This is a genomic window from Streptomyces xanthochromogenes (assembly GCF_014650455.1).
GTDB lineage: Bacteria > Actinomycetota > Actinomycetes > Streptomycetales > Streptomycetaceae > Streptomyces > Streptomyces xanthochromogenes.
Genome location: NZ_BMUZ01000003.1, coordinates 156,059 through 182,486, shown reverse-complemented (window position 1 = coordinate 182,486; position 26,428 = coordinate 156,059). Strand labels below are relative to the sequence as shown.

Here is a 26,428-nt window from a genome sequence, read left to right as displayed (position 1 = left end):
GAGTGCGGATTCGCCTTGGTGGAGCCGGAGGGCCGGGGCATCCGGCTGACCGACGAAGGCTCGATCATCGCTGAAGTCGCCGCCCGGATAGCCGATTTGTGGCAGACCTCGGTCGCCAGACACCAGACGCCGTCCACGCAGCCGCAGCGCAGACCGACCATCGCCCTCGGCGCCTTCCCCTCCGCGATGGGCACCTGTGTGCTCCCGGCACTGCGCGGCGAGGACCAACTGCCCTTCCATCTCCAGCTGTTCGAGACGGCGCCGTGCGAGGGCCGGGACCTGGTGAAGGCCGGGATCCTGCAGGCCGCGGTGTCGGTGAAGGAGACGCACGGCCTCCCGGTGGCCGAGCTCGACGGGCTGCACACCGTTCCGCTGCGCCACGAGCCGTTCGTGCTGGTGGGTCCGCCGGGCCTGGTGTCGATGGCCATCCGTTGCGGCCCGGAGTCGCTCTCGGGATTCCCCTGGGTGCTGCCGCGGGTCGGTTCCGACTGCGACCGGCTGATCAGTGCGCACCTGGCCCGGCACGGCGTGATGGTGCGCCCGGTGGGGCGTACGGACGACTGGAATCTGGCCCAGGACATGGCACTCGCCCTGAGCGCGGTGACCTATGTGCCGGCGTCCGCGCTGATCCGGCGCGAGGGGCTCAGCCGTTCGGTGGACGGCGCGGGCATCCCGGCGCCCTCCCGCACCGTCGTCCTGGTCGCCGAGGAGGCGGCTGCCGTATCGAGCTGGTTCATTGTTCTGGAGCAGCGGTTCAAACGGGCCTGCGCCCGCACGGCGGGTGCGGTGCACGCCGGTTGAGGCGGCGTCGCGGCAGGGCGTGACCGGTGGCCCGTCCACGCCCCGAACCCCCCTCCGGCCCGGGACGCGGAAGGTCAGCCGTTGCGAAGCCGCACCAGCCCGTCGTACTCGGGCTTGAGTTTCCACTGCGGGTCCGGCGGTGTCCGGTGTGGGCGCGGGACGTAGTCCGAGTAGCGCTCGCACCGCATGTCGTGCAGATAGCGCGGACAGTTCTCGAAGACCTGCCGCACCTGGACCTCCACCACGGCGTCCGCGTCGGGGAACGCGTCGAGCAGCGCGCCCTCCGTGGAAAGCTGTGCGATGCCGTTCACGCGGAGCTTGATGGGTTTGGCGTAGTCGATGAACAGCATGCCGATCCGGGGATTCTCCAGAATGTTGCCCAGGCTGCGGAACATCCCGTTGCCGTCGTAGCTGGGAAAGCGCAGCAGATCCGGCGTCACGACGTGGACGAAACCGGGTAGCCCGCCCTTGTACGAGCAGTCGGGGAATCCCTGTGCGTCCGCCGTCGCGAGGTAGAAGCACGGGGCGGCGGCGATAATCCCTGCGGCCGATTCGTCGAGGTCCTCGGTCACGTACTTGCCCGCTATGTGATCGGCAAGGGGCCGGGTTTCCAGTGCGTCCTGAACACGTCGTGCTCCCTGATTGTAGAAATCTCGCTCGGGCATGAGGTCGTCCCGTCCCTGATAGCCGGCGTCGTAGAAACCGTCTTGCCCTGGGTGTGCTGCCTACAACAACTGTGCGTGGTTGGTGAACGTTCTTTTTTCGGGGGAGTGTGATCTTCCCGGACCGCCACGGACCGGATGATGCCTCCCATTCGCGCAGATCCTCCGCGCACGGTCGCCGCTTCCGTCCCGTGGATGATGCATTGCGTTGGAATCTGACTGTTTCGACCTTCTTAAGTGTGCGGGATCTTGCGTTCACCGGCGGAACACTCTTGTACGAGGCCGCAAACCTGACCGGGAACACCTGACCGGGAACAGAGGCGTACGCGCGGCGCCGCCCAGGCCCCAAGGCCCCGCCCGAGCCCCGGTCCGTCCCGATGTGACAGCCGATCAACCTTCGATGGAAAGGCAATTCCCGTGACCGCACCCGCCGTTACCACGATCCCCCTCGACAGCTGGTCCGACAGCATTTCCCGCGCTTTCCCCCGCACCGGGGAGACCCCCGACGCGAAAGCACGCGAAACGCTGCTGAGCCGCCTGCACCGCCACTACGTCGCCTACATGGCGGGCCCCGCCGACTTCGCGCGCATACCCCGACTCAACACCGACCCCGCCATCACCGCGATCGAGGAGGCCTGGCTCGCCTGGGAGGACAGCCAGGTCGACCCCTTACAACTCCCCTCCAGCGGAGCCGAGTTCCGGACCTGGTTCCTCGACGTCGCCGACCGGCACACCCAGCCGGAATTCTGTGACTACCTCGCCAACGATGCGACCCTTGAACAGATGGCGCTGTTCTTCATGGGCGAGGAGCTCGTCGACAGCAAATTCGACGACCTCATGGCGATGGTCCAGATCGGCACCCAGGGACACACCAAACTCACCATCGCCGAGAACTACTGGGACGAGATGGGCGAAGGCGACATCGACCAGGTCCACACCCGGATGTTCGAGCACTCCGCCGTCTACATGCGGGCCCGGCTCGCCGACGCCGGCATCGGCCAGGAGGCGCTCTTCTGCCCCGAAGCCTTCGAGAACGCGTGCCTGCTCCTCATGTACGGCATCCACCGCCACCTCAACCCGCGCGCCCTCGGCGCCATGGGCGTACTCGAACAGAGCGCGTCCCCGCGGTTCCAGGCCATGGTCGACGGCTGCAACCGCCTCCGTGTGCCCGCCGACGTCATCGACTACCAGCGCATCCACGTCCACGTCGACGCGGACCACGGAGCCGAGTGGTTCGAAGGGGTCTTCGTCCCGCTGGTCGACGAGTCGCCGGAACTCCTGCGCGAGATCTCCCTGGGCGTCGCCACCCGGGTCCGGGTCGCCAACGCCTACTACCGCCGCATCTGGGAGGCCATGCTCCGGCTGCCGCACTGACCCGTGCCGTCCGTCGAGAAGAACCGCCTCACCGAGGAAGGAATCACGATGGCCGTCACGGCCTCCCCCCGCCCCCCGCAGGAACTCTTTCGCAAAAGCCGGGTCCTGGCCTGGGACCAGACCGTCTTCATCTTCAAACTCGCCCTGGCCGTTGCCCTGGCCGCAGGCGGTGGCTACCTCGCCCTGCGGCCCAGCCCGGTCCTCGCCCTGGCCGGCGTGCTGATCCTGGGCGCCGTCTACACGCACATGGTGGAGCTCCAGCACCAGTGCCTGCACCACTCCGCCTTCCGCACCGCCCGCCCCCACCGCCTCGTCGGCGTCCCCCTCGGCGTCCCCCTGCTCGTCTCGTACAGCCACTACCGAGTGCGCCACCTGCAGCACCACCGCTTCCTCGGGACCCCGCAGGACTCCGAGTTCTTCGGATTCGACAGCCGCAAGCCCATCACGCCCGGCCTTCTGCTGCGCGGCATGTTCGACTACGCCCGCCTGCTCCTCGTCGTACGCGACGTGGCGGCGAGCTGCACCGGCACCTGGACCTACGACGCCGGACAGATAGCCGAACGCAGGCGGCGCGAGGTCGTCAACGAATACCGTCTGTTCGGCCTGCTCATGGTGGCCGCCGGAACCGCCGTCGCGTTCGGACATGGTGAGACCCTGCTACGCCTGTGGCTGCTGCCGCTCCTGGTCGCCGTACCGATGCACTTCCTGGTGGAACTTCCCGAACACCTCCTGTGCGAGACCGAGACCACCGACGTACTGCGCAACACCCGCTCCATCAGCGGGAGTTGGCTCACAACCTGGTTCACCAACGGAAACAATCTGCACATCGAGCACCATGCCGCGATGGTCGTCCCGATCAACCGGCTGCGCGAGCGCCACCCGGAGGCCGAACGGCACGCGGTGCACGTCGAGCGCAGCTACGCCGCCTTCTACCGCAAGGCCGCCCACGCCGCGTGGCGCAACCGCGCCGGCGCGGCCCGGCAGCCGGGACGGAGCATCCGGTGAGTGCGGCGGGGCGTCGCCCGGCGGTGGTGAGCGGCAGTGCCATCCGGCACGCGAACCGCCTGTGCGAAGAAGCGGTCCCGGACGCCAGCCGGATGTCCTGCGTGGGGGAGACCATCCGGATCGAGGTCCCCGAGGCGGAATTCCTCATCCGGCTGGCCCGGCCGTCCGCCGCCACGACCCGCCTCCGCATTCAGGCGGTCTTCCGCGAGAACCGGCCTGCCGGGGGCACCTGGTGGTCGAGCTGGGAGGTCGACGTCGCGGCCCTGCCGGGCTCCGCGGAGGTGGGCCGCGCCCTGGTCGCGGAACTCACCCACAGCCGTGCGTCGTTCACGGCGGCCCTCGCCGATGCCCGCTGGACGGAGGCGGCCTGAACCGAGAAGCACGGGAGGGGGTGGCACCACCTCGCAAGGTAGGCAGAGGCGTCCTGTGGCGGCCAAGAGGTCCAGGGCGGTAGCGTCAGCGCAGGTCAGGTCCTTGTGATCTGTGCGTCGATGGTGTTGCCGACATCTGTGTGACAGGACGCAACAGTTCAGGAGCCCCCGGCAGGCATGTACCGGGGGCTCCTGTGTTCGGTGAAGGCCGGAGTGGGTCGGAGGAGATCCCCACCGGCGGCCAGGTCTTGGGGTCCATCGCGACTGTCGCGGAGGCGTGTCGTGCGCGCTGTCAAGCGGTGCCGAAGATCCCTCTGATCGATATGTGGTGGCCAGCTGGCCCGCAGGCCGGGAGACTCTGGTGCTGTGGTGATGGGGATCTCTGGTTTCGAGCCGTCGTTCCTGGTGGGGGCTGACGCGATTCTGCGGGCGCACGGATCGCGCCTGGCGGCGCTGACCGGTAGGCGGCTGACGGGGTTCGCATTGGTGCGGTTCGTCGAGGACGGGGACTGGTTCGCCGACTGCCCGGTGGTGCTGGACTTCGACGGTATTCAGGTGGAGCTCTGCCACTGGAGGCTCGATGAACTCTCGATCGGCTGGGACACGATCGACACCACGGCGACCATCACCGGATGGGAGTGGTTCGAGCTCACGCCGCAGTGGTCTCACAGCGACGAGCGCTTCGAACCGTTCGTAGGCCAGGAACTGCGGGAGGCCGCGCTCCTTGAGTGGCGCACAGCGGAACGCGACCTGGCGGCCGGAACGGTGACGGTGGAGTTCGTCTTCGGCGGCGGTCGCGTGCGGATCGTCAACGGCCTGGACGAGAACGGCATCGAGGTCGGAGAGGCCCGCTCGGGGTACGTCCGACACGGGCTGGGCCGCTGAGCCCTACTGCCCGGTCGGTGTCCGGTTGATCTCGATGAACGGCAGCGAGGTGGACTGCGCTGGGACGCCGATCTGCCAGGGCATGGGCCCGGCGGGGGTGGGGGCGTCGATGAGTCGCGTCAGTAGCTGATCGAGGCGGTTTGTCCGTCGTCGACGGCGGCGCGTTTTTACTCCGTGCCCATTGTCCTCCGTGGCATCGCGGCGGGGCGATGGGAGTAGACGTGCAAAGGTGGTGCATGACATCAGAACGATTCGAGGTCACGCGCCAGATCGCCGCGGCCCCCTCCGTGATCTTCGATGTGCTGCGGTCCCCGCAGGGGCACGTGAGCATCGACAGCTCAGGAATGCTGCAGTCCGCCGAGGGGCGGCCGGTGGACGCGGTGGGGGACGAATTCCTTGTTCACATGGACCGCGAGGCTCTGGGGGACCTCCCCATGGGCCGCTACGACGTAACCGTGATCATCACGCGCTACGAGCGCGACGCCGTCCTGGAGTGGACGATTTCGGGCACCATCCAGCCCCCCATCCGCCATCTGTACGGCTATCGGCTTGAACCCAATGAGTCCGGCACCGCAGTCACGTCGTACTACGACTGGAGCGAGATCGACGACCGGTACCGCGAGGCCGGCATCTTTCCCGTGATCCCCGAGGCCGGCCTGCGTGCCACGCTCGGCATCCTTGCCCGCACCGTCGAGTAGATCACCTTCTCGCGCCACTGGGCTCAACTCGCCTGTCCTGGAGGCGAGTTGAGCGCTTCCCAGTGAACTTCAGGGATGCCGCCCCGGCCGCAGGGGTATCGACCCATTCGCGAAGAAACCAGCAGCCGACCCGGCCGGCCACCAGGTCCGGCGGTGTCCCTACCACTGGTATTCGGTGACGCTGCCCCCGGTGAGGGTGGTGGTGCCGTGGGGGGTGTTGTCGTCCTTCCAGACGGTGTAGTCCCCGGCCGGCAGGGGCTGGATGAGGACGCAGTGGATGGTGCGGTCGGCGAGGTGGCGGGGCCGCACGGCGGCGTGGGTGCGGTGTTGGGGCCGATGGGTGGGGCTGACGTGGATTTCGAGTCCTTCGTGCTCGGGTGCGGTGTGGATGATGAGGGCCGCGGTGGTCTCGCCGATGTTCAGCACGACGCTGCCGGGGGTGGAGGGGTGAGAGGTGTGGGCGTCCATGGAGCCTCTTCCGGGTCGGGGTGGCGGGGCCGCGTTCGTCGCGATCGCGGCCCCGCTGCTGGGGCATGGGGCATGGGTCAGGAGGCGGGGTGGTGGTAGCCGTCGTAGGGCACGCCCAGGTAGGGGAACGTGTCGAGGTAGGGGTTGGTGACGTCGGCGGGGGTGAGGCCGTCGGTCACCTTCGAGGACGCCGCGTCGGGGGTGTAGCTCTTGTCGACGAGCGGGAGCGTTGCTCCGGCGAGGGCGCGCAGCTCGACGGTGACGACGTCGTCGAAGACGCGGCGGCCGTTCGGGAAGCCGGCCGGGTCACCGCCGATGAGACCGAGGATGTTGGGGCTCTTGGCCGGAGGGATGGCGGTGTTGAGACGGATCATGTCCGCCTGGGTGGGCCCGGTGTAGTTCTGGAATCCCGGGACGACACCCTTGGGAATGCCGGTCAGGAGGATGGCGAGCAGGTCCGCGCGGGGCTTGCCGGACTTGTTGTACGCGTCCAGCGAGGGGAAGACGCCGGGGTAGAGCGTCGGCAGGAGTTTGGCCAGCTCCGGATGCGCGACGTAGGTGGCGAAGCGCTTGTCGTCGGCCGGTGGGACCGCGTTCCACTCGTCCTTGTGGCCGAGGGGGACGAGGACTTCGTTGAACAGCGGGTTGCCCAGACGGGAGACCTGCGTGTACGGACCGGTCTCCAGGTCCTTGCCCTGCCGGGGCTCGATGACCCGGGCCCTGCGGCGGCTGGCGCTCGTCCACACACCGACCGTGGCGTGGGGGTCCGTGGGGTCCTTGACCTGGCGTCCGTGGAACGTGAGGTCGGTGGCGGGGACCTGGACCGCGAGTGAGTGGACGTTCAGTTCCTTGGTCGTGTTGACCCCATCGGCGGGCTCGCTGAACGCGCTGGTGCCGAACTGGTTGTGCAGGTTCTGGAAGGGGCGCAGGTTGCCGAGGTCGAAGATGGACCCCAGGTCGACGTAGAAGCCCTCCGCGCGCTGGCCGGCGAACACCTTGCGGTTCTTGCCGAGCGTGTGGATGGCCTGCTGGGCCAGCTTCGCGTACGTCGGGGTGGACAGGGGCCCGATGTTGCAGGGCGGGCAGGTCAGGTTCCGGCCGAGGACCGAACGCCGGCCGCTGCTCTCGGAGCGGGTCAGGGTGTAGGTCTGGTAGCGGTTCCAGTTCGGTGAGTCCAGCGTGAGGATGGGCCCGGTGTTGTAGAGGAAGCTGTCGGGCCGGCGCATCCTGGTGGTGAACTCGAACTGGTAGGTGACGTCCGCGCGGCCGTCGCCGTCGTTGTCGATGTGGATCTCGTAAAGCACGTCGTCGCCGAACTCGTAGAAGTTCGGCCCGCCCGCCGGGTTCTGCAGCGGGATGTAGTTGGCGATCAGCGTGACGGTCCCTTGGGCGTCGGGGCTGACGAAGGCGTAGACGTCGGTGCTGTCGGCGACCGGGTCCTTGGAGATCTCCGGGGCTTCGCGGTGGGAGGACATCAAACCTCATCCGGGTTGGTCGAAGGCGACGCGGCAGGAGTTGCCGTGGTCGGGGGCGTTCGGGTCAGCGGGCGTGACGCAGCAGTGCCGCGGCCAACTCCCGGTCGTGCACCGGGCGGTGCTGGTCGCCGTGGTAGAAGTCCATCTCGCCGGTCGACGCGTCGCGTACGTGCACCACCAGCGGCTCGTGCGGCCCGACCGCTCCAGCGTGCTCCTCGGCCATCGGTACGACGCCGTGCGAAGGGGCCGCCTGGGCCGGCTCGGCCACGCTCAGGACCGCACCGGCGGCCAAGGCCGCGAGGCCCACCTGGGTCGCGCCGCGCATCACTCCTCGGCGATCGATACCGGAGGGTTCCCGCTGCTGCGGCTCTGACCGGGATTCATTCATGATCACTCCTATGACTGGGCTGCACGGCGTGGCGAATCGGCAATCGGATCCGGGCAAGGCGTGCGTCGAAGGCCGTGAGAGAACGGCACACGCGCAGACATGGCGTCCGGACGCGGTTGCTTCCGCGTTCCGCGTGACAGGGATCGAAGGCGTCGACGACGCGTCTGACGACAGACGCTGGGCCCGAGGCAGAAGAGGGCCCGACGCTCAGCCACGTATGAAACGCCCCGCCTCACGCCGCGTCAAGGAGGCCCACAGATAAGGGACTTGGCGAAGAGCACTACCCGGCTGTCTTTCCGCAGTTCAGACCTCACTCGATGGACCGAACGAGGGAATACAGCTTTTTCTTCCCAGCGGACCAAACCGGCAGCGGACCTGAACCGAACCAATACCGGCAGAGAAGAAAGAAGGAAGGTGATCACCACAGGGGTGACGACGCACGCCGCGGGCAGTCGCGCTGATCCGGCCGATCCATGCCGGTCACACCTGCCCCAACCAGCGATGTCCCTTTCCCTGAGCTCCTCTCGGGATTAAAGAAAGATCGCTCCCAAGGTGGTTTCGCCATGCGTGAATCCCTGCCACGCGGTACGGATGCACCGAGAATGCTCAGCACACTGAAGATCGCCGACCAAGCTCTTTTCGGACTTCCGGTTCTTGATGAAATTGCGTCTCGAGTAGCTTCGCCGCTCTCCTGGACTCGTCTCGCCAGAGGTGGCGCCCCGTGCCGGTTCCGGCAGATATCCGCTGACGGCCGCTTCGGTGCCGTTCCGCTCCGACGAGCGGCCTGCCGACGCTTCGGCCCGGCCGCCGAATCGCAGCGCAGGAACGGTTCCCGGTCACAGCGCCACCGTTTGTCGAGCTCGCGGCTGCCACCTGAGCCCGGCCGGAACCTGCGTGCGAAGACCGGAGACCGGTGTGCGAAAGGGGGCCCACGAGTGTGGGCCCCCTTTCGCAGCGTTCCCCGCGGCGTCCGCCCCCGGCCGGCGATCTCGGCTAGGCGGTGGTTGCCTCGTCGAGCATGCCGGTGCGGAGCTTGGCGAGAATTCGGTTGAGGAGGCGCGAGACCTGCATCTGGGAGACGCCGATCTCGGTGCCGATCTTGCGCCTGCGTGAGCTCCTGCTCGAAGCGCATGCTGACGATGAGGCGTTCGCGTTCGTCGAGCTGATCCATCAGGGGCGCCAGGGCGTGGAGGTTCTCGACCTGTTCCATGCCGGGGTCGTCCTCGCCGATGAAATCGGCGTACGTGCGGGACTTGACGGTGGCCTTCTGGCCCGAGTCTTCCGCGTTCGCGGACACGTCGAGGGAGTCGGCGGTGTAGCCGTTGGCCGCGACGATCCCGTCGATGACATCGTCCTCGTCCAGCTTGGGTGGGCGGCCGGTTCCCTCACCGACGGGGCGCGGTCAAGCTGGAGCGCGAGATGTTCCTTGGCTTTGGCGATCTCGGTGCGCAGTTCCTCTGACCGCCGTGCTGTCGATACCCCCGGCACGTGGACGGTTGGCTCCAGCAGCCCGGCAGAGAGTGGCGTGCCCGGCCTTCACCGCGTGCCAGAGGCGGGTCATTTCGGCCGGGTCGGAAGGCCGACGAGGTTCTCCTTCGCCGGTCCGGTCACAACGCTCGTCTCTCCGGCCCGCTCCCTCTGCCGGGGGTGGGTCGTCGGGTGTGTTTTTTGCTGGTAGGAGGGCCCCGGAGCGGGTACCCACTCTGTGTGATCACACTTGGGGTTGAAGAGGAGTACCTGCTGCTGGACCCGGAGACCGGACACCCGGTCGCCCGGTCGGAGGAGGTGCGCCGCGCCGCGGGTCTTGACGATGTCGCGGGCGAGGACGAGGTACAGCCCGAGCTGCTGCAGGCACAGGTGGAGACCGCCACGCCGGTGTGCCAGGAGCTGACCGAGGTGGCCGGGCATCTGCTGCGGCTGCGCCACGCGCTGAGTGAGGCAGCCGAAGCCTCGGGCTGCCGGCTGGCCGCGACCGCGTCGGCTCCCGTCATGGGCGAGGGGCAGGTGCCGGTCACCAGCGGGCGCCGGTACGTGCGGTTGCACGACCAGGGCGGCCGCATCGCGGAGGAACTCCTGGTCAACGGGATGCATGTGCATGTCGGGATGCCGGACCGGGAAACGGGCGTCGCGGTCCTGAACCGTATCCGCGTGTGGCTGCCCACGCTGCTGGCGATGTCGGCGAACTCCCCCTTCTGGAAGGGCCAGGACACGCTGTTCGCGAGCTGGCGCACCCTTGCCTTCACCCGCTGGCCCGTCTGCGGCCCGCCGCCGCGCTTCGACGGCCTCGCCGACTACGAAGAGAGCCTCGACGCACTGGTGTCATCCACCGTCATCGGCGACACGGGCCAGCTGTACTGGCAGGCACGCCTGTCCGAGCACTATCCCACGGTGGAAGTCCGCTGCATGGACGTCCAACTCAGGGTCGACGACGCGGCCATGCTCGCCGGGATCGTGCGCGCCCTGGCAGCCACCGCACTGCGCGAGCACAAGGACGACGTCCCCGAACCGGCCTGCCGCCCAGAGGTTTTGCAGGCCAGCATGTGGCACGCGGCCCGCCACGGCCTCACCTCCACCCTCCTGGACCCGGGCGGCCGTCCCCACGCCGCGGGCGACGTGCTGTACCGGCTCGTCGAACACATCACTCCGGCCCTGGAGGAGCACGGCGACATGCGACACGTCGAACCCCTCCTGCACCGCCTCCTGCGCGAGGGCACAGGCGCCGACCATCAGCGCCACATCGTGGAAGAGGGGGGCATCCCGGCGCTGATCGACTTCATCACCCAGGAGACTGTCCTCGGCGCACCAGAGGCGCACTGACCCGCCGGGTCGGGCCCGCCAACCGGGATCCGGCATCGGCCACCCGGGTGCGAACAGGCGGCGACGGCCTTGATCCAGAGGCACCGAGGCGGCCGAGAGGCCAGGAGCGCATCGTCCCAGCGCATCACGTGCGACACGATGGCATCGTCCTCGCCCCAGAGCAGTTCCGGACGTTCCCTGCCGCGCCGCCCCTGACCGCAGGGGGAGCGGGAGCAAGGTTGGGCCGTCTTACGCGGTCCGCTGCGGCGGTACCCCTCCCGGAGCGGGCCGCCCGCCTGCGTCGAGGCGATCTGTGGCGAGCGTCGTGAGGCCCTGGGGTCCGCCGCTCAGCGCGGCTTGAGCTGTCTGGTCCAGGCGTGGGGCCAGGTCCGGCGGGAAGGGTTCGGGGCGCCGGGCCGGCCACTTGCCGCCGCCGAGCCATGTGCCTGGGCCGGTGGGCCGGCTCGCCCGCCCGTGGCTTCTCTTCGCATCAGACAAACCAGCCGCTTCGGCGAACAAGCTGGCCTGTGTGCTTCTTGCAGGCTGTGGGGGTGGTCGGGACACTCGGTACCGTTGAAGAGCCTCGCGGCGGATCCTCCTGAGCAGGGACGTGATCGCATGCACGACGAGAGCACCAGCCCGAACCACGACCAAGCCGAAGCCGACGCCCGTTCCGCCTGGCAGGCTGTTCCGTACGCCGTGTCCCACGAGGAGGCACGGCGGATCTCCCGGGAGTATCTGGACGCGGCCCGCAAGGAGTTCGAGCAGCAGACCGGTCGTCTCGCCCGCGGCACGGGGAGCACTGCTCTCCAACTTCAGGTGGAGCTGAACGCGAACGGCTGGGAGGTGTACCCGTACGCGAAATGGTGGGGCTTCGAGCTCGTCCTCAACGCCGCTGCCGCCCAAGCCGCGGCGGAAATCTCGGAGAAGGTGGGGGAGCTCGTCGGAGCCGTCCTTCCCAAACCGATCGGCACGCTGGTCGAGGCCGCCTTCAAGATCCGCGCGGTCGTCATCAAGGCGATGGGCGAGCACTACGGCTGCCGCCTGGTCTCGCCCTGGACCGCCCCGCTGATGCTCATTCCCCTCCCGCTGGCCCCCAAGCAGGACACCTCGCTGTGGTGGACGGTCATGAACGCCTCCCACAACTGGAGCCAGGACGAGAAGTTCTCCGGCCACCTCTCCAAGGCCCACCCGGCCTTGGCGGAGTTCCGCGGCAAGCTGTACTGCGTGCACCGCGGGGATCAGGACGACAAGCTCTGGTGGACGGTCTACGACCCCGCGCGCAACAACGGCTGGAGCGCCGATACCGCCCTGACCGGCCACTTCAGCGCGGACGGTCCGGCCCTGGCGGTCTACAACGACCGCTTGTACTGCGTGCACCGCGGCACCGGCAACGACCGGAACCTGTGGTGGACCCGCTTCGACGGCACCAACTGGAGCCGCGACACCCGCATGAACGGCGCAAGCAGCCGGGGCCCGGCCCTGGCGACCCACGACGGCATGCTCTATTGCGCATACAAGGGCGCCACCAACGATGAGATGTGGTGGACCCGCTTCAACGGCACCAGCTGGAGCGCAGACCAGTCATTCGGCGCTCACCGCACCGCCGCCAGCCCCGCCCTGGCCTCTTACAACGGCCATCTGTGGTGTGTCCACCGCGGCGGCGGCAACAACGAGGACCTGTGGTGGACCCGTTTTACGGGCACCACCTGGGCGGGCAACCCTCAACTGCCCGCACACAAAAGCAAGGAGGGCCCGGCGCTGACCGTCTACAACGGCTACCTGTACTGCGTGCACCGCGGCGCCGGCAATGACCGGAACCTCTGGTGGACCCGTTTCAACGGCACCAGCTGGCACAACGATGTCCGACTGCCCGGACACATGAGCTCCCACAGTCCAGCCACCGCCGGCTACCGCGATCCCAACGGCACCGAAACCCAGCTCTTCTGTGTCCACCGCGGCGCTTAGAGGACATGTCTTTTCGGGGGTCTGGGGCAAGCCGATCCAACTCGTACAGCGGTAGCTCTCCCCGAGTTACGTTCAGCCCGGCACCGTGCTGTGCGGCAATCAAGGACCTCTCCGAGGCAGGCACCAAGACACCCGCACGGAGACGGCGCAGTATCACGCACGCTGTGGACGACCAGAAGGTGGCGTTGTTCACAAGAACGGGTTCTGGCGCAACATCTGTGAGGTCGCGGGTCGCCTCCCCCGTGCCGTCCCCACCAGACCCGAACCGGTTGACGAGTTCCCTCCCTCATCTGGCAGGGTCGGTCGCATGGATTGCATTTTCTGCGGGCTCATCCGTGAGGGCACTGCGAGTTGGGTGGATCGTGGTCCGGTCGCCTGTGCTTTTGCTCCACTGAACCCGCTGACGCCGGGTCACACTCTGGTGGTTCCGACGTTGCACTATGCGGATGTGTTTGAGACCCCGCCCGAGGTACTCGCCGTGACGACGGCGCTGGTGCAGCGCGTGGCCGAGGCAGCGCGGACCGCCTTGAACGCCTCGGGTGTGAACATCCTCAGCGCCAGCGGTCCTGGATCGGAGCAGTCAGTGCCCCATCTGCACTTCCACGTTGTTCCGAGGTGGCTGGACGACGGAATCTCGACCTGGCCGACCGGACGTTCCGCCCACCACGTCACTGGCGATCCGAGAGCGCGGCTCGCCGAGGCCCTGGCTTCTGGCCGGTACCACAGAGGTTGAGCCAGATCTCGTTCTCGTGAATTGGGCCAAGAAGGCGATGAACTGAACGGTCAGCAAGGGCCGTTCAGGGTTGAATAGCAACCCGTCGGTGAAGTGCAGGCGGACGTCGGGTCGGTCGCCCCTGCGGCGGCCCACGCTTGCAGTTGCCGGATCTGGGCGGGAGGCAGGTTGCCCGCTGCGGACGTTGGAGCAGTTGGCAGGACCTCCCTGAGCGGATCGGGAGGGTGGCATCAGGTGGCACCGAGGGCATCGAGGAAGTCGCCACGCGCTGCTGGAGAACGCGCCGACGCTGTGGAAGACGTTGATGACGGCATGGGCGAACTATGGCAGTAGGCTCCTTCGCTGGTCCGGCCGCAACGCTCATCTCTATGGTCCGCTCCACCCGCTCATCCCTATGGTCCGCTCCACCCGCTCGTCGCCGCCGGGGATGACGCAGACGGCAACACCATCCCCGACCTCTGGGCAACAACCGGCGACGGCAAGTTGCTCTTCTACAGCGGAGCAAGAGACGCGAGCGGTAACCCCACGAACGGCGCGTCCACTGTCGTAGGCAGCTCTGGCTGGAACGAGATCACAGCCATCAGCTGAGCACGCACCAACACGGCAGAATGTGTACGGGTCGTAGGCCGAGCGCCTGTGACCCGTACACATACCCGGTCGCCTTTGACACACAGGAGCGACATGCCTGAACAGCTGACCGCATACGAAACCCTCGTGATGCCCGACTACGGGGGCCTCGACCTCTACGACGCGGACTTCGACGTCCGCGACAACGACTTGATCCCCCTCGCCAGAGAGAATGTAGCGGCCGGCAACGGCTACGAGGTGATCGTGGTTCCGGCGCAGTCGCAGTTCAAGGTGAAACTTCGCATCGAAACCTGGACAGAGGAACACGCGCCTCCCGTCGGGTGGGAAGGCCACCGCGATCTGCACATGGAATTTCCCACTGGAGAGCTGGTGATTTCGGAACGTACCAGGGGGGCATGGGGCGTCTCGATTGCGGAAGGTGATCGTCATGCTCGCCTATCGTTTCGTGGACGCAGTGAGGCGAAGCGCGTCGCTGACTCCTCCGGGCCACATGATGACTTGTCCCCGTACGAGGGGACGGAGCAGTACTTGCTTCAGCTCTGGCCGCGGACGTCGTAGCAGTACGTGCCGCGTCCCAGCGCCGGCAGATCATGGTGCTTGGCATGGCCTCACAGCGAAGGGTGCCAGCCGGTCGCATGGTGTTGTTCGGGCCCGTTGCCGGCGCAGTCAGACAGCAGTGCAGTCTGTTTGCCCAGGGTGGTTCGGCCGGGCGCCCAGCTTCCTATTTGGAGGCCGAGCGACGTCAGCGCTGTCGTCCAGTCCGTCGCGATGGCGTTTTGTGCTGCTGCGCGTTGGACCTTGCCGGAGCAGACGGCGGTGTGGAGCTAGGACTCGACGCTGTCCTTCAGGTTGTTGGGTCCTGCTCCCGCCTCGTGGTCCGGTGACGGCGGCTCAAGCCATGGTTGCGGCTGTCGTTGGGGTCGCCGCCCGGCTCAAGGCTGACCAGGTGGTCGTACTCGGCGGTGACGGCGGTCGCGGTCATCTGGCCCGGCGCTCTTGCGTCGGAAGTCCAGATGATGATGACGGCGACCGCATGGTCGGACCGGAGCGTCATCTCGTTCGTAAGGATCCGCTACACCCGCTAATGCGCCGGCCGGGCCGTGCAGCTTGCAGTTCCCGCGAGGTTCAGCAGAGCTCCAGGCGCGATGGCTGCTGTTGGCTTCGAGCGGTTCTTGGCCCGGTGGATTTCATCTGTCGAAATCCCGACCCACTGCTCAACGAAAACGTCGCGCGGGATACGCGCGGGATAGGGGTATCCGAGGAGTTTGCGCACCTGCTTCTTCAATGGCTCGCTCTTGTACTCGCCAGTGCTTCTCTGCACTTCACCCGTTCGGGTGGGGCGGTGGCTGCGCTGGCCTTGAGGTGTTGAGGATTGAATCCCATGGACCGTCGCATGGCCGTTGTGATCCACTGCGGTCATGAGTCTGTCGGTTGATGTCTTCGTCGTTAGCGCGGACGGCGAGATGCAGGTGCTGGATGTTCCGGAGGGGTGCTCCGACCTGGCTGGCTTCGAGAGCTGGCGTACTCGCGTGTGGGGCTCGCAGGTCGTTTGTTCGCTGGGGGCGCGGTTCTTTCCTATTCTGGCGGATGCTGACCTGAGGGTTGAGGCCAGCGAAGTGCCGGCGTTCGTGCGGGAGTGCGCTCTCCTCCGAGACCACCTGGAGGACATCGTCATCGGCACCGACCCAGTACGGACGGTGGAAGAACACCGCCACGGGATCTCTGGACGATTGGCGAATATCGAGGATGCGGCCAGGCGCGCGGAGCGAGTAGATGGTGGTGGGGTCCTCATCTGGTGACGCGTCGGATTGGGACTGCGGACGAGACGGGATTCCCGTCCGCAGTCACCGGCTCCTTGCGGCGCGCCACTGGCTCGTATGGCTATAGGTATGTGACTCGTCAATGGGTCTCCAGGGCTGAGGGGATGGGGCAGGGTTTCGGGATGCCGAGGTCGACGACCGGTCGTCGTGCCATGCGCTGGGACTCGTCGCGCTTGGAGCGGAGGAGTGCGAGGGGCAGGTTGCGTTCTTCGATCTCGCCGGCCCAGCCCTCTCGTTCGGCTCGGTCCCCGCGTGAGAGGAGGTTCTTCTCGAGGTCGTCGAGACGGGCCAGCATCTTGGGGTTGACGTGCAGCATTGGACAGCGAATGCACGCGTGTCGTGCTGGCAGGGAGTGCCGTAGGGGAGCCCGCAGGAGCCGAGTTCGACTTTGCGCTTCTCGAAGTGCTCGGTGAACTCGTCCCACTCTTCGGTGCTGGCTGGGCGGTATTCGTCGCTGAAGCGGATCTTGCGGCGGTTTGGGCGTGGGCGATCTGCTGCGGGTCCATCAACCAGGTCCGGCCGACCGCCGCCCGCGCATCGAGCGTGGCGGTGAAGGCATCGCCCGCGGCCTTGTTCGAGGTGAGTAGGACTGGGCCGGGCGCGCTGAGGATGGAGGGTGAGAAATGAGAGGGTCAGCCGGGTGAGCGACACACTGGACGAACACCCTGCAATGCCGCTCTGGCGGACCAAAAGACGCTCCGGTCCTGGTTCTGGGTCCCTCGCTGGGTACCGCATGGCACAGGCGGTACCGCCCCCGCCCACAGTCGTGCCCCGGGTGGCCGGACCGGGGTCGCGGACGGCTGCGGCCCGGGCGTGCGCGTCTTCGTGGCCGGGCCGCGGTGGGACAGGGCCCCGGACGCCGGCCTGTGCCCCCCAGGAGCCGCGAGCCGGGCCTCGGAGCGGTCCGCGGCGTGGGGGACGGGCGGCAGTCTGGTGTCAGTCGGCGGCGTGTGATCCGTCCACCTGGTGCCTTCGCCCGGCTCGCGTCAGCGCGTCCTCGGCCTGGGCGGCCAGCGTGGTGACGAGGTCGGCGGCCGACGGCAGATCCGTGATCAGGTCCACCGCCTCACCCGCCCATACCGGCTCGGACGGAATCACCCCGCGCGCCACATCGTCCCGGTACTGCAGTGGCGCACTGCCGTCGCGGGCCAACTCGGCCTCCCTGCCGCGCCATTGGTCGAGGTAGGGGTGTCCGAGGGTGCGAGCGGTGTACCGCTCGACGGGCCAGCGGGACCCGCGGGCGATGTCCAACACGCCATTGCGTTCGGTGTCCTGTCCACGCCCTTCGAGGAGTGCCTCGCGGACCGCGCTGCCGACCGAGGCCTCGGTGGTGGCCTGGAAGCGGGTGCCGATGAGCGCACCCGCGGCGCCCAGAGCCAGCGCCGCCGCGACCCCGCGCCCGTCGCCGATCCCGCCGGCTGCCAGCACGGGCACCGGAGCCGCGAGGTCCACCACGAGCGGGACGAACGGGAAGGTGGAACGTCCGCGGCGGGCACCGTGCCCGCCGCTCTCGGTGCCCTGCGCCACGATGACGTCGGCACCCAGGTCCACGGCCCGCCGGGCCTCCTCCACGTCGGTGACCTGGATCAGGACGGCCGCGCCCGCGTCATGGACGCGATCGACGAAGGGGCCCGGGTCTCCGAAGGACAACATCACCGCGGCCGGACGGAACGCCAATGCGCGCTCCACCGCACGGACATCGACCGCCCAGGCCAGAAACCCGACGCCCCAGGGCCGGTCGGTGCCCCGGGCCACTACCGACAACTCCCGCTCCAGCCAGTCGACTTCACCGTATCCGCCACCCACCAGACCGAGCCCGCCCGCGCGGGACACGGCGGCTGCCAGCGCGCCTCCGGCCGCACCTGCCATCGGCGCCAGCGCGATCGGGTGCCGCACACCCAGCAACTCGGTGAAGTCCGTCGACAAGGCCATGGCCCTCATGATTCCTCTCGCACCCCATCGGCGGGCGGAATTGACCAACCGTGCGATCGGCTCCGGACGGAATCGGCCACGCGCCGCCGTACCACGGAAGCTCGCGCCGTCCCCCCCGTGCGGGGTCAGAGCGAGGGCGGGTGATGCGGGCCCGGTGGCCCCGATGGACGTTCCGGGACCGTACGTGGCGGTGTCGGTCCGCGCGTACGACCTGTGTGGCGTGCCGTGCCGGCGGCGTCCTCGTGCAGTTGGATCGGCGGTGGACGGCCGCACTCGAGACAGGACGGGCGTGGCCGGCGACGGACGGAGTGGCATGGCATCCGCAGAACCCGCAGTGACCCACTGGCTGTTCGGCGATCAGCTCGGGCCGCACTTCCTCGATCCGGCGCGCGGCGGCCCGCGCCGGGACGCGCCCGTGCTGATGATCGAGTCCCGCGGTGTGTTCCGGCGTCGGAGGTTCCACCGCGCGAAGGCACACCTGATCCTTTCGGCGATGCGCCACCGGGCCGCCGAGCTGGGCGACCGGGTGCGATACGTCAAGGCGGACTCGTACCGGGAGGGGCTGGAAGCGGTGGGGGAGAGGCCCTTGACGGTGCATCACCCCACGTCGCATGCGGCACTCGGATTCGTCCGATCCCTTCCGTCCGTGCGCGTCCTGCCGGCCCGCGGATTCCTCGTCACGCACGATGCGTTCAGGTCGTGGGCGGAGGGCCGCGGTACCAAGCAGCTGCGTCAGGAGGACTTCTACCGATGGATCCGCCAGGGGCACGACCTGCTGATGGAGGGGGACCGCCCGGCCGGCGGCCGGTGGAACCTCGACCACGACAACCGGCAGCCGCCGCCGCGCGACGCCACCACGCTCGGCGTTCCCGCGCCCTACCGGCCGCGGGAGAGCGACATCGACGAGGAGGTGCGCGTCGATCTCGACCGCTGGTCGCGCGACGGCGACGTCCAGTTCGTCGGCGAGGACGCACCGCGCGCGTTCCCCGCCACACGCCGTGAGGCGCTTGCCGCGCTGCACCGGTTCGCCGAGCATCGACTCGCCACCTTCGGCGCGTACGAGGACGCGATCCTGGCGGGGGACGCCACGATGAGCCACAGCCTGCTCTCGTCCTCGCTCAACCTCGGTCTCCTTGACCCGGCCGAATGCGTCGAACTGGCCGAGACGCGCTGGCGGTCGGGCGATGTCCCGCTCAACAGCGCCGAGGGGTTCGTGCGGCAGATCGCCGGCTGGCGCGAGTTCGTCTGGCACCTGTACTGGCACTTCGGTGACGAGTACCGCGACAGGAACGCCCTGCGCCACCACCGGGAGCTCCCCGACTGGTTCACGGAGCTGTCCTCGGAGGGCACCGACGCCAACTGCCTCTCCCACGTGCTGGAACAGGTCAGTGCGACCGGCTGGACGCATCACATCCCGCGTCTGATGATCCTGGGCAGCTTCGCGCTCCAGCGGGGCTGGGAGCCCCGGGCCGTCACCGACTGGTTCCACCGCAGCTTCGTCGACGGCTACGACTGGGTGATGGTGCCGAATGTGGTGGGGATGTCGCAGTACGCGGACGGCGGACGGATGACCACCAAGCCCTATACGTCAGGGGGCGCCTACATCGACCGCATGAGCGACTTCTGCGGGGCGTGCCGGTACAAGCCGTCCGTGCGCGTGGGCGACGATGCCTGCCCGTTCACCTCCGGATACTGGAACCTCCTGCACCGCCACCGCGAGCGGTTCGAGCACAATGCCCGCATGGTGCAGGCCGTGCGGGGTCTCGACCGGCTCCGCGACCTCGACGAGTTGCTGGCTCAGGAAGCCGCGCGCGAGGACTGAGGGACACCGGGCGGGATGCTCCCCTCGACATCCGAGGTGCGTGGAGGCCGACGGAATCCGCCCGGGCGAGGCCACGAGTCGCACGGGCGCGGCGGGGATCAGACCACTGCGCCCGTGGACTGCTCAGTGAGCGCTGCCCGATGCGGAGGCGCCACTGGCAGGAGGGGTCGCGCCGGCCCGCGCGGGGCCGCCGCCCGGATCGGCCCGCCCCACTAGCTGTTGAAAATCGCTCCAGGACCGGGTGGGCTGCCCCGCGTTCCACACCTTCTGCGACAGAGCGGCCAGCGGCATCCTGATCCCGCTCGCGACCTGCTCCTCGCTCTGCGCTCCGGGCCTGTCGCACCAGACGGCCAGACGGGCGCCCAGGATGGAGTCCTGGTAGCGGGCGGCGTCGGGGACGGGCCGACTGCCTCGCAGCACGGCGGGGGTCCACTCCTGATAGATCGCCTGGCCGGTCGGATACGTGAAGTCGTTGGGCTGGCCCAGGACGTAATACAGATACGCGTCGTTGAGGTTGACCACCTTGCGTCCTTCGGCGAGGTATCCCTCGGGGAGCCGGGCACCGATCTCCTTGCCGGTCCAGTACTCGGCCTCGATGGCCGCGTCGGCCTTGGCGATGCCACCGGTGTAGAAGCCGTCGTTCCACGCCTTGAGCTGCTTCTTGGAAGGGGCCAGTGCCCGTGCCCGGTCGTCGAGCCAGCGGGTGGCGAGGTCCTTGACCGTGCCACCCGGTCCGTACAGTCTGTGGGCCGCGGCCGCGAGGTTGGGGAACGATGCCTCCGGGTTCCGCCGGGTGAGGGCCTGATACTCGTCGCCGCCCAGATGCCAGGCACCACCGGGGAACAGGGGCAGGAATTCCTTGTTCAGCGCGTCGATCACCGGGCCGGCGCCGGCTTGGGAGATGTCGATCGCACCCTGCACTATCTGGCCGTTGACGTCCTTGAGCCGCAGATCCGGGAAGGACTTGAGCACCGCTCCCAGATGGCCGGGGGAATCGATCTCGGGCACCACCGTGATGTGGAGGGACTCGGCCAGCTTGACGATCCCGGCCAGTTGCGCCTGGCTCAGGCGGGCCGTCGAGACGCTCTTGGCGTACCGGGGGTTCTTGATCTCGATCCCGAACCCCTGGTCGTCGGAGATGTGCAGGACCAGCTGGTTGAGCTTGAGGTCGGCCATCTCGCGCAGCCGTGCCTCGATCCACCCCGGGGTGAAGTACTTGCGGGCGATGTCGAGGTTCAGGCCCCGCTGAGGCTTGGCCGGACCGTCCGTGACCGTGCCCTCGGCCAGTGCTCCCGTGGTGCGCACGGCCTGCTTGACGGTACGGGTGCCGTAGAAGACGCCCGCCTCGTCCCGACCGGTGACGTCCACCCGGCCACCACTCACGGTGATCCCGTACGACTCGGCCGGGCCGGATGCGGACCCGGACAGCGCGAGGCGTATGTCCCCGCGCCCCGGAGCGGCGGTCTTCCCGTACGCCAGGCCCAGCTCCCGCGCCAGGAGCTCGCCCTCGTCCGCCAGACCGGGACTCTTCCCGTCGATCACCACGCGTGAGCCGGGCGCCGGGCGCCACCCCGGGCCGGAAGAGGCCTTGAACGTGCGGACGGAGGGCACCACGGACGGCGGGCCGGTGGCCGTCGTCGCCGCGGGCCGTTCGGGGGCCGTGGGCACCACTGCGGAAGCTGTCCCGGAACCGGCGAGGAAAAGGGCCGTGACGGCAACGGTCGTCATGGTGCGACGGTGGTCATTCCTGTGTACGGACATGGTCCTCCGCTCTGCTCCGTTTGCCCTACCACGCTGGCATGCGGCTCGGGAGGCCGCGACCGGGGCGGGGTGCGGTACGGCGGTGCGCGGCCAGTGATCTCGGGGCATCGGTGGTTCGCGCCGACCGGCAGGCCCGGTCCCGCCGACCGGCGACGAGGCGGGTGACCGCGCGGCGATGTCCGCGGCGGGCGACGGCCGGGTAGACACGGTGATCGGTCTGCCGCCCGGGCCACCCGGCTCGGAGGCGTACGCGGAGGCCGTGACCGTGCGTGAATACGGCCACGTCGTTCTCGTGAGCGGAGTCGGCATGCCGGGTGGCTGCGACTTGCCATTGCCGTACCCATGGATCGAGCGCAACTCGATCATGAGGGGAGCTGATCTCGACGCCTTGGGAAGTCCTGACGAACTCTGTGCGGTGATCGGGCCACCGCTTCCCCCAGCTGAGCGTGGGAGCAGGCGTTCGGGACGCAAGCGGCATCCGGACCGGCTGATGGTCCGGGACATCCTGTCCATCGTCGAGGCGCCCGGAATACGTGTCACAGGAACGCGGATTCGGCTCCGGCCTGATCTGCTGGTGCCGCCTGGCGGAGTGGGCCGAGGCCGACGTGTGGACCCCGGCTGCCCGAGGGGCTCGTGGTGAGGTTTCGCGGCGTGAACGCCCCGGACCTCGTCAGGGGATCAGTACGCAGTGGTTCTCGATGAACCTGCCACTACGGTCCAGACCACCGCAGACGGCCAACTTCGGATACGCCCTGAACTCACGGTTGACGACGAACCGATACTGGGACACCCCGGCCTTGCTGCCCCGGTAATCGCCCACGAAGGCGCGCAGCGTTCCCGGCAGTCCCTCACGGGTCGTGACGGTGATGTCCTGAACGTAGTCGCGACCCTGGTAGGCGGTGGCCACGCAGATGTAGGTGCCACAGGTGGACTTGACCTCGGCACTGGCCGGTACTGCGGTCACCACACCCAGGGCGCAGGCTGCGGCGAGAGAGGCCGAGACCGTTGCCAATCGTCGGCGCTTTGACACCGGCTGGCGCGTGTACATCACGAGACCTCCTCGGCCTGCTTGCGCTGGCTGCACGTCATGCGCTGGCTGTACGTCCATTCTCACTGTGACGGACCACCCGTCAGGCGGCAAGCAGCCCGGCCTGCAATGCTCCTGACGGGCCATCGGGACCGCGGCGCCGCAATAGCCCGGCATCTGCCGGGCGCGCTGGGCCATGGAGAGGTCCGTGACCGGGAGAGGTCAGGGTTTCCAGGGGAGACGGAGGGCTTCGAGGCCGGGGGCGTTGAGGAGGGCATCGATCAACGGGGTGGGGCCTGCGACCTTGGTGCCGTGGAGGTCGAAGTGCGTGAAGGCGACCCAAGTCCGGTCAGCGGGCCAGATGTTGGAGGGGCTGTATGCCATCAGGTCGGGATGGTGGTAGAGGCTGTAGGCGTCGCCCAGTCGGCCGGTGAGCACCGTGGGGACGAAGTAGTAGAACATGTTTCTGCAGAAGTGGACCATGCAATGGGTGTCCGGGCCGTCCGGACTGTGCTCAATGAGGAGGTCGATCAGCCGGTCCCAGGTTTCCCGGTCGAGGCTGCCTTCGTTCGACCATAGGATGTCGTCCCGCTGGCTGTGGTCCTTGGAGCGGGAGCGCCATGACCGCAGTTGGTACCGGTCGGGATAGGAGCCTTCCTCGACGATCGCGTCGCCGCTGCGTTCGGCCAGCTCGGACCAGCGCACCCGCTGCCACTCAGGACCGGGATGTGCAGCCCAGTCCGTTTCGTCGTCGCAGTCGTCGGCGCCTTCCGTGCCGATCCCGGTCTCGGCGTCGGCCGGAGTGGCCGGATGTCGCGGGCTCTCGTACATGGCGTGCAGAATCCACGCGCTGTCAGGGCGAGCCGGCGGCTCGAAGCCAAGGAAGCCGTCGTCACCGGACAGTGTGGCCAGCCAACGCGTTTCGGTCTCGGCGGGAACGCGCGCCCAGTTGGCGAACGACGCGGCCTCCTCGGGTGTCAGGACCCGCGCAGCCCTCTCGGCCTTGTCCGCCGTGAGGATGCTCCGCAGTGCCGGAGGTACCTCGGCCAGGTCGGGGAGGCCGTAGACATCTTGCATCTGGCCATTCTCTCAAGGTGCGGGAGCCCCCTGGACGCGGCCGGGGACCCGCACGCAAGGCGGGCTCCCGGCCCCTGGCGGTCCAACAGCGTCCGGAAGCGGTCCACCTGCGCGTCGAGCGTAGAAGGTGCCCGAGCCAGCTGTCCGTGGCAAGGAATGTCCGAGAGCGCCGAGCCGGGCGGGCCGAAACCCCTCAGGTTGCGTGCGCTCCACCCGAGGAAGCGTACGAGTCCCCTCGCCTCTGCCGAAGCCGACCAACGGCCCAGGACCACCGTCCAGGACTGGAAGCATCTGGTGGGGTGGGGGCGCACCGTTTGTTGCCCGGGCCCCGGAGGTGCCGTGGAATTATCGGACGCCGGATCTGCACGTTTCTCTGCGAAGGGTGGTGGGTGGATGTGGATACCGACTGGGAATGGGACGAGACGTTGTTCTCAGGCACGGCCACCTACTACCGGCGCGGGAGGCTGCCATACGCCCCCGGGCTGACGGACGTGGTCGCCGAGGTTCTGGACCTCAATGGGCGAGGGCGGCTCATCGACGTGGGATGCGGACCTGGCACCCTTGCCCTGAGCTTCCAGGACTTGTTCAGCGAGATCGTCGGCCTGGACCCCGACCCGGTAATGATCGCAGTAGCCGCTCGCGAAGCCGCCGAGCGCGGAGGGGCTGACAAAGTGAGGTGGGTCCAGGCCCGCGCCGAGGATCTGCCCGCAGGACTGGGAACATTCACCGTCGCGACCATTGGCCAGTCCTTCCACTGGATGGATCGTGGCCTGGTGGCAGCGAGCATCAGGGACATGCTCCAGCCCGGCGGGGCGCTGGTGCACATCTCCGACTTGAAGACGGAGCGCCGAACCGTCGACGATCCTGCGTATCCAGCGGTTCCCCATGTGGCGATCGAGGAGCTGGTCAGGAACTATCTCGGACCGGTTCGCCGAGCTGGGCAGGGGGTGCTGCAGCAGGGAACAGCCGGCGGTGAGGCCGCGGTGCTCGCTCAGGCGGGATTCACCGGTCCCGAGAGGCGGGTCGTCCCTGGCGGACAGCTGCTGGAACGCACGGTTGACGAGGTCGTCGCGGGGGTGTTCTCCATGTCTTTTTCGGCTCCGCACCTGTTCGGCCAGCGCCGTGACGAATTCGAGGCGGACTTGCGTCGACGACTGCGGGGGGCTTCCCGCTCGGGCAGGTTCTCCGAGCGGCAGCCGAGCACCGAGGTGTTCGTCTGGAGGAATTGCCCCGCTGAATTGCCCTGCTGAACCGGGATCCGCGCTGACCGCGCGACCGTGCAGACGGGGGCCAGGATCGTGTCGGCTTCAGTGCCTCTTCTGTTCTTGGCCGATCGACTCCGTCATCAGCATCGCGTTCATCGCTGCGCAGCAGTTCCTGGGACTCGGCTCAACCCCTTGCTACGTCTACCTCTTCGCCACAGTGCTGCCCGCATGCCGCCTCGCACTGGAGCTGAAGGCAGACGCGATCGTCGTCGGCGTGCAGCCCCGTCATCGGACTCGTCTTCGGTGCGCCGGCCGTCTGGCACAGCGCGCCCCGCCGAGCCACGGGACGCCGACGGCGCCCCGGTTCCGTCAGTGAATAGTCGGCGGGGCCTCGCACGGCCGACGGGGTACCGGGGCCTCACGTCCTGGCTCCCAAGTCAGCCGCAGAGACGGCCATTCCGGGGCTTCGATGGCCAACCATCGTTCGGCAGAGTGACCATGCAGGAATCGGCATCGACCGGTGGCCTGCTGTTTTCGTTTGCAGCCGGCCAACGGTCGGCCATGGCCACATGTGTTGTGACCGTCACCGATGGCTCGCCACTGGCAGAGGTGGTTGGCCATGCGTCGGGGTGTCGGTCTCGTCCGGACGAGACCGGACCCTTGTCAGCGGACCACGTCGAAGACGTTCTTCTGCAGCCCGTTGGCGTAGGCCTCGTGCTCGACGAGCTTCAGCTTCTGCGTGTCCTTGTCGGTGGTGCTGAAGAGCCGCTTGCCCGCGCCGAGCAGCAAAGGGAAGACGAGCAGGTGGTACCGGTCGATCAGGCCGGCGTCGGAGAGGGCCTGGTTCAGGGACGCGCTGCCGTGGACGATGATCGGGCCGCCCTCGGTCTCCTTCAGCGCGGCGACCTGGTCGAGCGACCGCAGGATGGTTGTCTCACCCCAGTTCGAGACCAGGTCGTCCTCGGCGAGCGTGGTGGATACGACGTACTTCGGCATCAGCCGATAATCGGCGAACTCCTCCATGTCGGGCCACACCGCGCTGAACGCTTCGTAACTGGTCCGGCCCATCAGGATCGCGGAGGCCTCCTTCTGCTCTCGGCCCTTGATCTCGAAGGCCTCGGGGAGGAATTCGACGTCCTTGAAGGTCCAGCCGGAGTTCCGGTAACCGGGCTCGCCTCCGGGCGCCTCCACCACGCCGTCGAGCGATACGAAGGCGGTGCTGATCAGGGTGCGCATCTTGCTTCCTCGGTGTCTCGTGTCTGGATCTCAGCAGGTGAGGCTGGTGCACGCTGCGATCACCTACGTGGCTGCGATGCACCAATCATGGTCTATGACTGTGGATCGTGTACGAAGTCATCGGTCGCCGCGAGCAAGAAACCAAATCACCTATGCCGAGCGAGCTCCCGGCGCGCCTGGGACGACGGCGAGGGCCAGGATGCTGCTGAAAGTGTGAGACGCCTTCGACGCAGAGTGAACGTCGGGTGCTACAACGTGTCATTCTCCGTGCTCATTCAATTGGGATGCCAAGGAGCGCTTTTGTTCCGGTGCACGGCCACACACCGCGCCGGGATG

Annotated in this window: 25 protein-coding genes and 1 pseudogene; 13 read left to right on the top strand and 13 right to left on the bottom strand. The window is 68.1% G+C overall.

Annotated elements, in window-relative coordinates; genetic code table 11:
• The first annotated feature begins 18 nt into the window (after positions 1-18).
• Positions 19-801 carry a LysR family transcriptional regulator substrate-binding protein gene (locus tag IE267_RS08105; RefSeq protein ID WP_229860971.1) on the top strand — a complete coding sequence of 261 codons (783 nt, stop codon included), beginning with the start codon at positions 19-21 and terminating at the stop codon, positions 799-801.
• Between the two features lie 74 nt (positions 802-875).
• Here IE267_RS08105 and IE267_RS08100 read toward each other — a convergent pair whose 3' ends face one another.
• Positions 876-1,466 (bottom strand): pyridoxamine 5'-phosphate oxidase family protein, encoded by a 591-nt coding sequence (locus IE267_RS08100; protein ID WP_167161267.1) that lies wholly within the window; start codon positions 1,464-1,466, stop codon positions 876-878.
• Between the two features lie 414 nt (positions 1,467-1,880).
• Here IE267_RS08100 and IE267_RS08095 point away from each other — a divergent pair, with 414 nt between their 5' ends.
• The 5 genes from IE267_RS08095 to IE267_RS08075 all read left to right on the top strand — a co-directional run bounded on the left by IE267_RS08095 (position 1,881) and on the right by IE267_RS08075 (position 5,796).
• Positions 1,881-2,837 (top strand): iron-containing redox enzyme family protein, encoded by a 957-nt coding sequence (locus tag IE267_RS08095; RefSeq protein ID WP_229860845.1) that lies wholly within the window; start codon positions 1,881-1,883, stop codon positions 2,835-2,837.
• A 48-nt stretch (positions 2,838-2,885) separates the two neighbouring features.
• The gene (locus IE267_RS08090) at positions 2,886-3,842 is read left to right on the top strand and encodes a fatty acid desaturase family protein (protein WP_189762621.1); all 957 of its coding nucleotides are present in this window, start codon (positions 2,886-2,888) and stop codon (positions 3,840-3,842) included.
• The gene (locus IE267_RS08085; RefSeq protein WP_189762620.1) at positions 3,839-4,213 is read left to right on the top strand and encodes a hypothetical protein; all 375 of its coding nucleotides are present in this window, start codon (positions 3,839-3,841) and stop codon (positions 4,211-4,213) included. Before IE267_RS08090 ends, IE267_RS08085 begins: the two co-directional genes overlap by 4 nt.
• Positions 4,214-4,585: 372 nt before the next feature.
• On the top strand, positions 4,586-5,098 hold the full coding sequence (locus IE267_RS08080) for a hypothetical protein (protein WP_229860842.1): 513 nt from the start codon (positions 4,586-4,588) through the stop codon (positions 5,096-5,098).
• A 236-nt stretch (positions 5,099-5,334) separates the two neighbouring features.
• Positions 5,335-5,796 (top strand): SRPBCC family protein, encoded by a 462-nt coding sequence (locus tag IE267_RS08075; RefSeq protein ID WP_189762618.1) that lies wholly within the window; start codon positions 5,335-5,337, stop codon positions 5,794-5,796.
• A gap of 159 nt (positions 5,797-5,955) precedes the next feature.
• Here IE267_RS08075 and IE267_RS08070 read toward each other — a convergent pair whose 3' ends face one another.
• The 4 genes and pseudogenes from IE267_RS08070 to IE267_RS39480 all read right to left on the bottom strand — a co-directional run.
• A complete protein-coding gene (locus IE267_RS08070) occupies positions 5,956-6,264 on the bottom strand; it encodes a phospholipase (protein ID WP_189762617.1) in 309 nt (102 codons plus the stop codon).
• Between the two features lie 77 nt (positions 6,265-6,341).
• Positions 6,342-7,739, bottom strand: coding sequence for a DUF4331 domain-containing protein (locus IE267_RS08065; RefSeq protein WP_189762616.1), 1,398 nt, complete (start codon positions 7,737-7,739; stop codon positions 6,342-6,344).
• A 64-nt stretch (positions 7,740-7,803) separates the two neighbouring features.
• Positions 7,804-8,064 (bottom strand): hypothetical protein, encoded by a 261-nt coding sequence (locus tag IE267_RS08060; protein WP_189762615.1) that lies wholly within the window; start codon positions 8,062-8,064, stop codon positions 7,804-7,806.
• Between the two features lie 1,056 nt (positions 8,065-9,120).
• Positions 9,121-9,624 (bottom strand): annotated as a pseudogene (locus IE267_RS39480) (sigma-70 family RNA polymerase sigma factor); the annotation flags it as partial.
• Positions 9,625-9,834: 210 nt separating this feature from the next.
• Here IE267_RS39480 and IE267_RS08050 point away from each other — a divergent pair.
• The 4 genes from IE267_RS08050 (at position 9,835) to IE267_RS08035 (ending at position 14,770) form a co-directional block, all read left to right on the top strand.
• Entirely contained in the window at positions 9,835-10,944 is a 1,110-nt protein-coding gene (locus tag IE267_RS08050) for a carboxylate-amine ligase (protein WP_189762613.1), read from the top strand.
• 597 nt (positions 10,945-11,541) lie between these two features.
• Positions 11,542-12,891, top strand: a complete 1,350-nt coding sequence (locus IE267_RS08045; protein WP_189762612.1) for a DUF8189 domain-containing protein — start codon at positions 11,542-11,544, stop codon at positions 12,889-12,891.
• Between the two features lie 307 nt (positions 12,892-13,198).
• Complete coding sequence (locus IE267_RS08040) at positions 13,199-13,624, top strand: HIT family protein (RefSeq protein WP_189762611.1); 426 nt, start codon at positions 13,199-13,201, stop codon at positions 13,622-13,624.
• Positions 13,625-14,305: 681 nt separating this feature from the next.
• A complete protein-coding gene (locus IE267_RS08035; RefSeq protein ID WP_189762610.1) occupies positions 14,306-14,770 on the top strand; it encodes a hypothetical protein in 465 nt (154 codons plus the stop codon).
• A gap of 286 nt (positions 14,771-15,056) precedes the next feature.
• On the opposite strand, the gene IE267_RS40390 is transcribed toward IE267_RS08035, so the two are convergent.
• Both IE267_RS40390 and IE267_RS40385 read right to left on the bottom strand, forming a co-directional pair.
• Complete coding sequence (locus IE267_RS40390) at positions 15,057-15,266, bottom strand: hypothetical protein (protein WP_189762609.1); 210 nt, start codon at positions 15,264-15,266, stop codon at positions 15,057-15,059.
• Between the two features lie 27 nt (positions 15,267-15,293).
• Positions 15,294-15,632 (bottom strand): hypothetical protein, encoded by a 339-nt coding sequence (locus IE267_RS40385; RefSeq protein WP_189763045.1) that lies wholly within the window; start codon positions 15,630-15,632, stop codon positions 15,294-15,296.
• Between IE267_RS40385 and IE267_RS08020 the strand changes: the two genes are divergently transcribed.
• Positions 15,631-16,011, top strand: coding sequence for a hypothetical protein (locus IE267_RS08020; RefSeq protein ID WP_189762608.1), 381 nt, complete (start codon positions 15,631-15,633; stop codon positions 16,009-16,011). The two genes, IE267_RS40385 and IE267_RS08020, sit on opposite strands and share 2 nt — an antisense overlap.
• Before the next feature lie 100 nt (positions 16,012-16,111).
• On the opposite strand, the gene IE267_RS08015 is transcribed toward IE267_RS08020, so the two are convergent.
• Together IE267_RS08015 and IE267_RS08010 are read right to left on the bottom strand one after the other, a co-directional pair.
• Positions 16,112-16,348, bottom strand: a complete 237-nt coding sequence (locus IE267_RS08015; RefSeq protein ID WP_229860840.1) for a recombinase — start codon at positions 16,346-16,348, stop codon at positions 16,112-16,114.
• Between the two features lie 620 nt (positions 16,349-16,968).
• Positions 16,969-17,964, bottom strand: coding sequence for an NAD(P)H-dependent flavin oxidoreductase (locus IE267_RS08010; RefSeq protein WP_189762607.1), 996 nt, complete (start codon positions 17,962-17,964; stop codon positions 16,969-16,971).
• A 313-nt stretch (positions 17,965-18,277) separates the two neighbouring features.
• Between IE267_RS08010 and IE267_RS08005 the strand changes: the two genes are divergently transcribed.
• Positions 18,278-19,786: a cryptochrome/photolyase family protein gene (locus tag IE267_RS08005; protein ID WP_189762606.1), complete on the top strand. Its 1,509-nt coding sequence runs from the start codon at positions 18,278-18,280 to the stop codon at positions 19,784-19,786.
• Between the two features lie 123 nt (positions 19,787-19,909).
• On the opposite strand, the gene IE267_RS08000 is transcribed toward IE267_RS08005, so the two are convergent.
• From IE267_RS08000 to IE267_RS07990, 3 genes are all read right to left on the bottom strand, one after another.
• A complete protein-coding gene (locus IE267_RS08000) occupies positions 19,910-21,514 on the bottom strand; it encodes a beta-N-acetylhexosaminidase (protein WP_229860838.1) in 1,605 nt (534 codons plus the stop codon).
• A 703-nt stretch (positions 21,515-22,217) separates the two neighbouring features.
• The gene (locus tag IE267_RS07995) at positions 22,218-22,595 is read right to left on the bottom strand and encodes a hypothetical protein (protein ID WP_229860969.1); all 378 of its coding nucleotides are present in this window, start codon (positions 22,593-22,595) and stop codon (positions 22,218-22,220) included.
• A gap of 201 nt (positions 22,596-22,796) precedes the next feature.
• Entirely contained in the window at positions 22,797-23,651 is an 855-nt protein-coding gene (locus IE267_RS07990; RefSeq protein WP_229860836.1) for a hypothetical protein, read from the bottom strand.
• A 395-nt stretch (positions 23,652-24,046) separates the two neighbouring features.
• Between IE267_RS07990 and IE267_RS07985 the strand changes: the two genes are divergently transcribed.
• On the top strand, positions 24,047-24,901 hold the full coding sequence (locus IE267_RS07985; RefSeq protein ID WP_189762988.1) for a class I SAM-dependent methyltransferase: 855 nt from the start codon (positions 24,047-24,049) through the stop codon (positions 24,899-24,901).
• A gap of 618 nt (positions 24,902-25,519) precedes the next feature.
• Here the strand turns inward: IE267_RS07985 and IE267_RS07980 are convergent.
• Positions 25,520-26,092, bottom strand: a complete 573-nt coding sequence (locus IE267_RS07980) for a dihydrofolate reductase family protein (protein ID WP_189762604.1) — start codon at positions 26,090-26,092, stop codon at positions 25,520-25,522.
• Between the last annotated feature and the right edge of the window lie 336 nt (positions 26,093-26,428).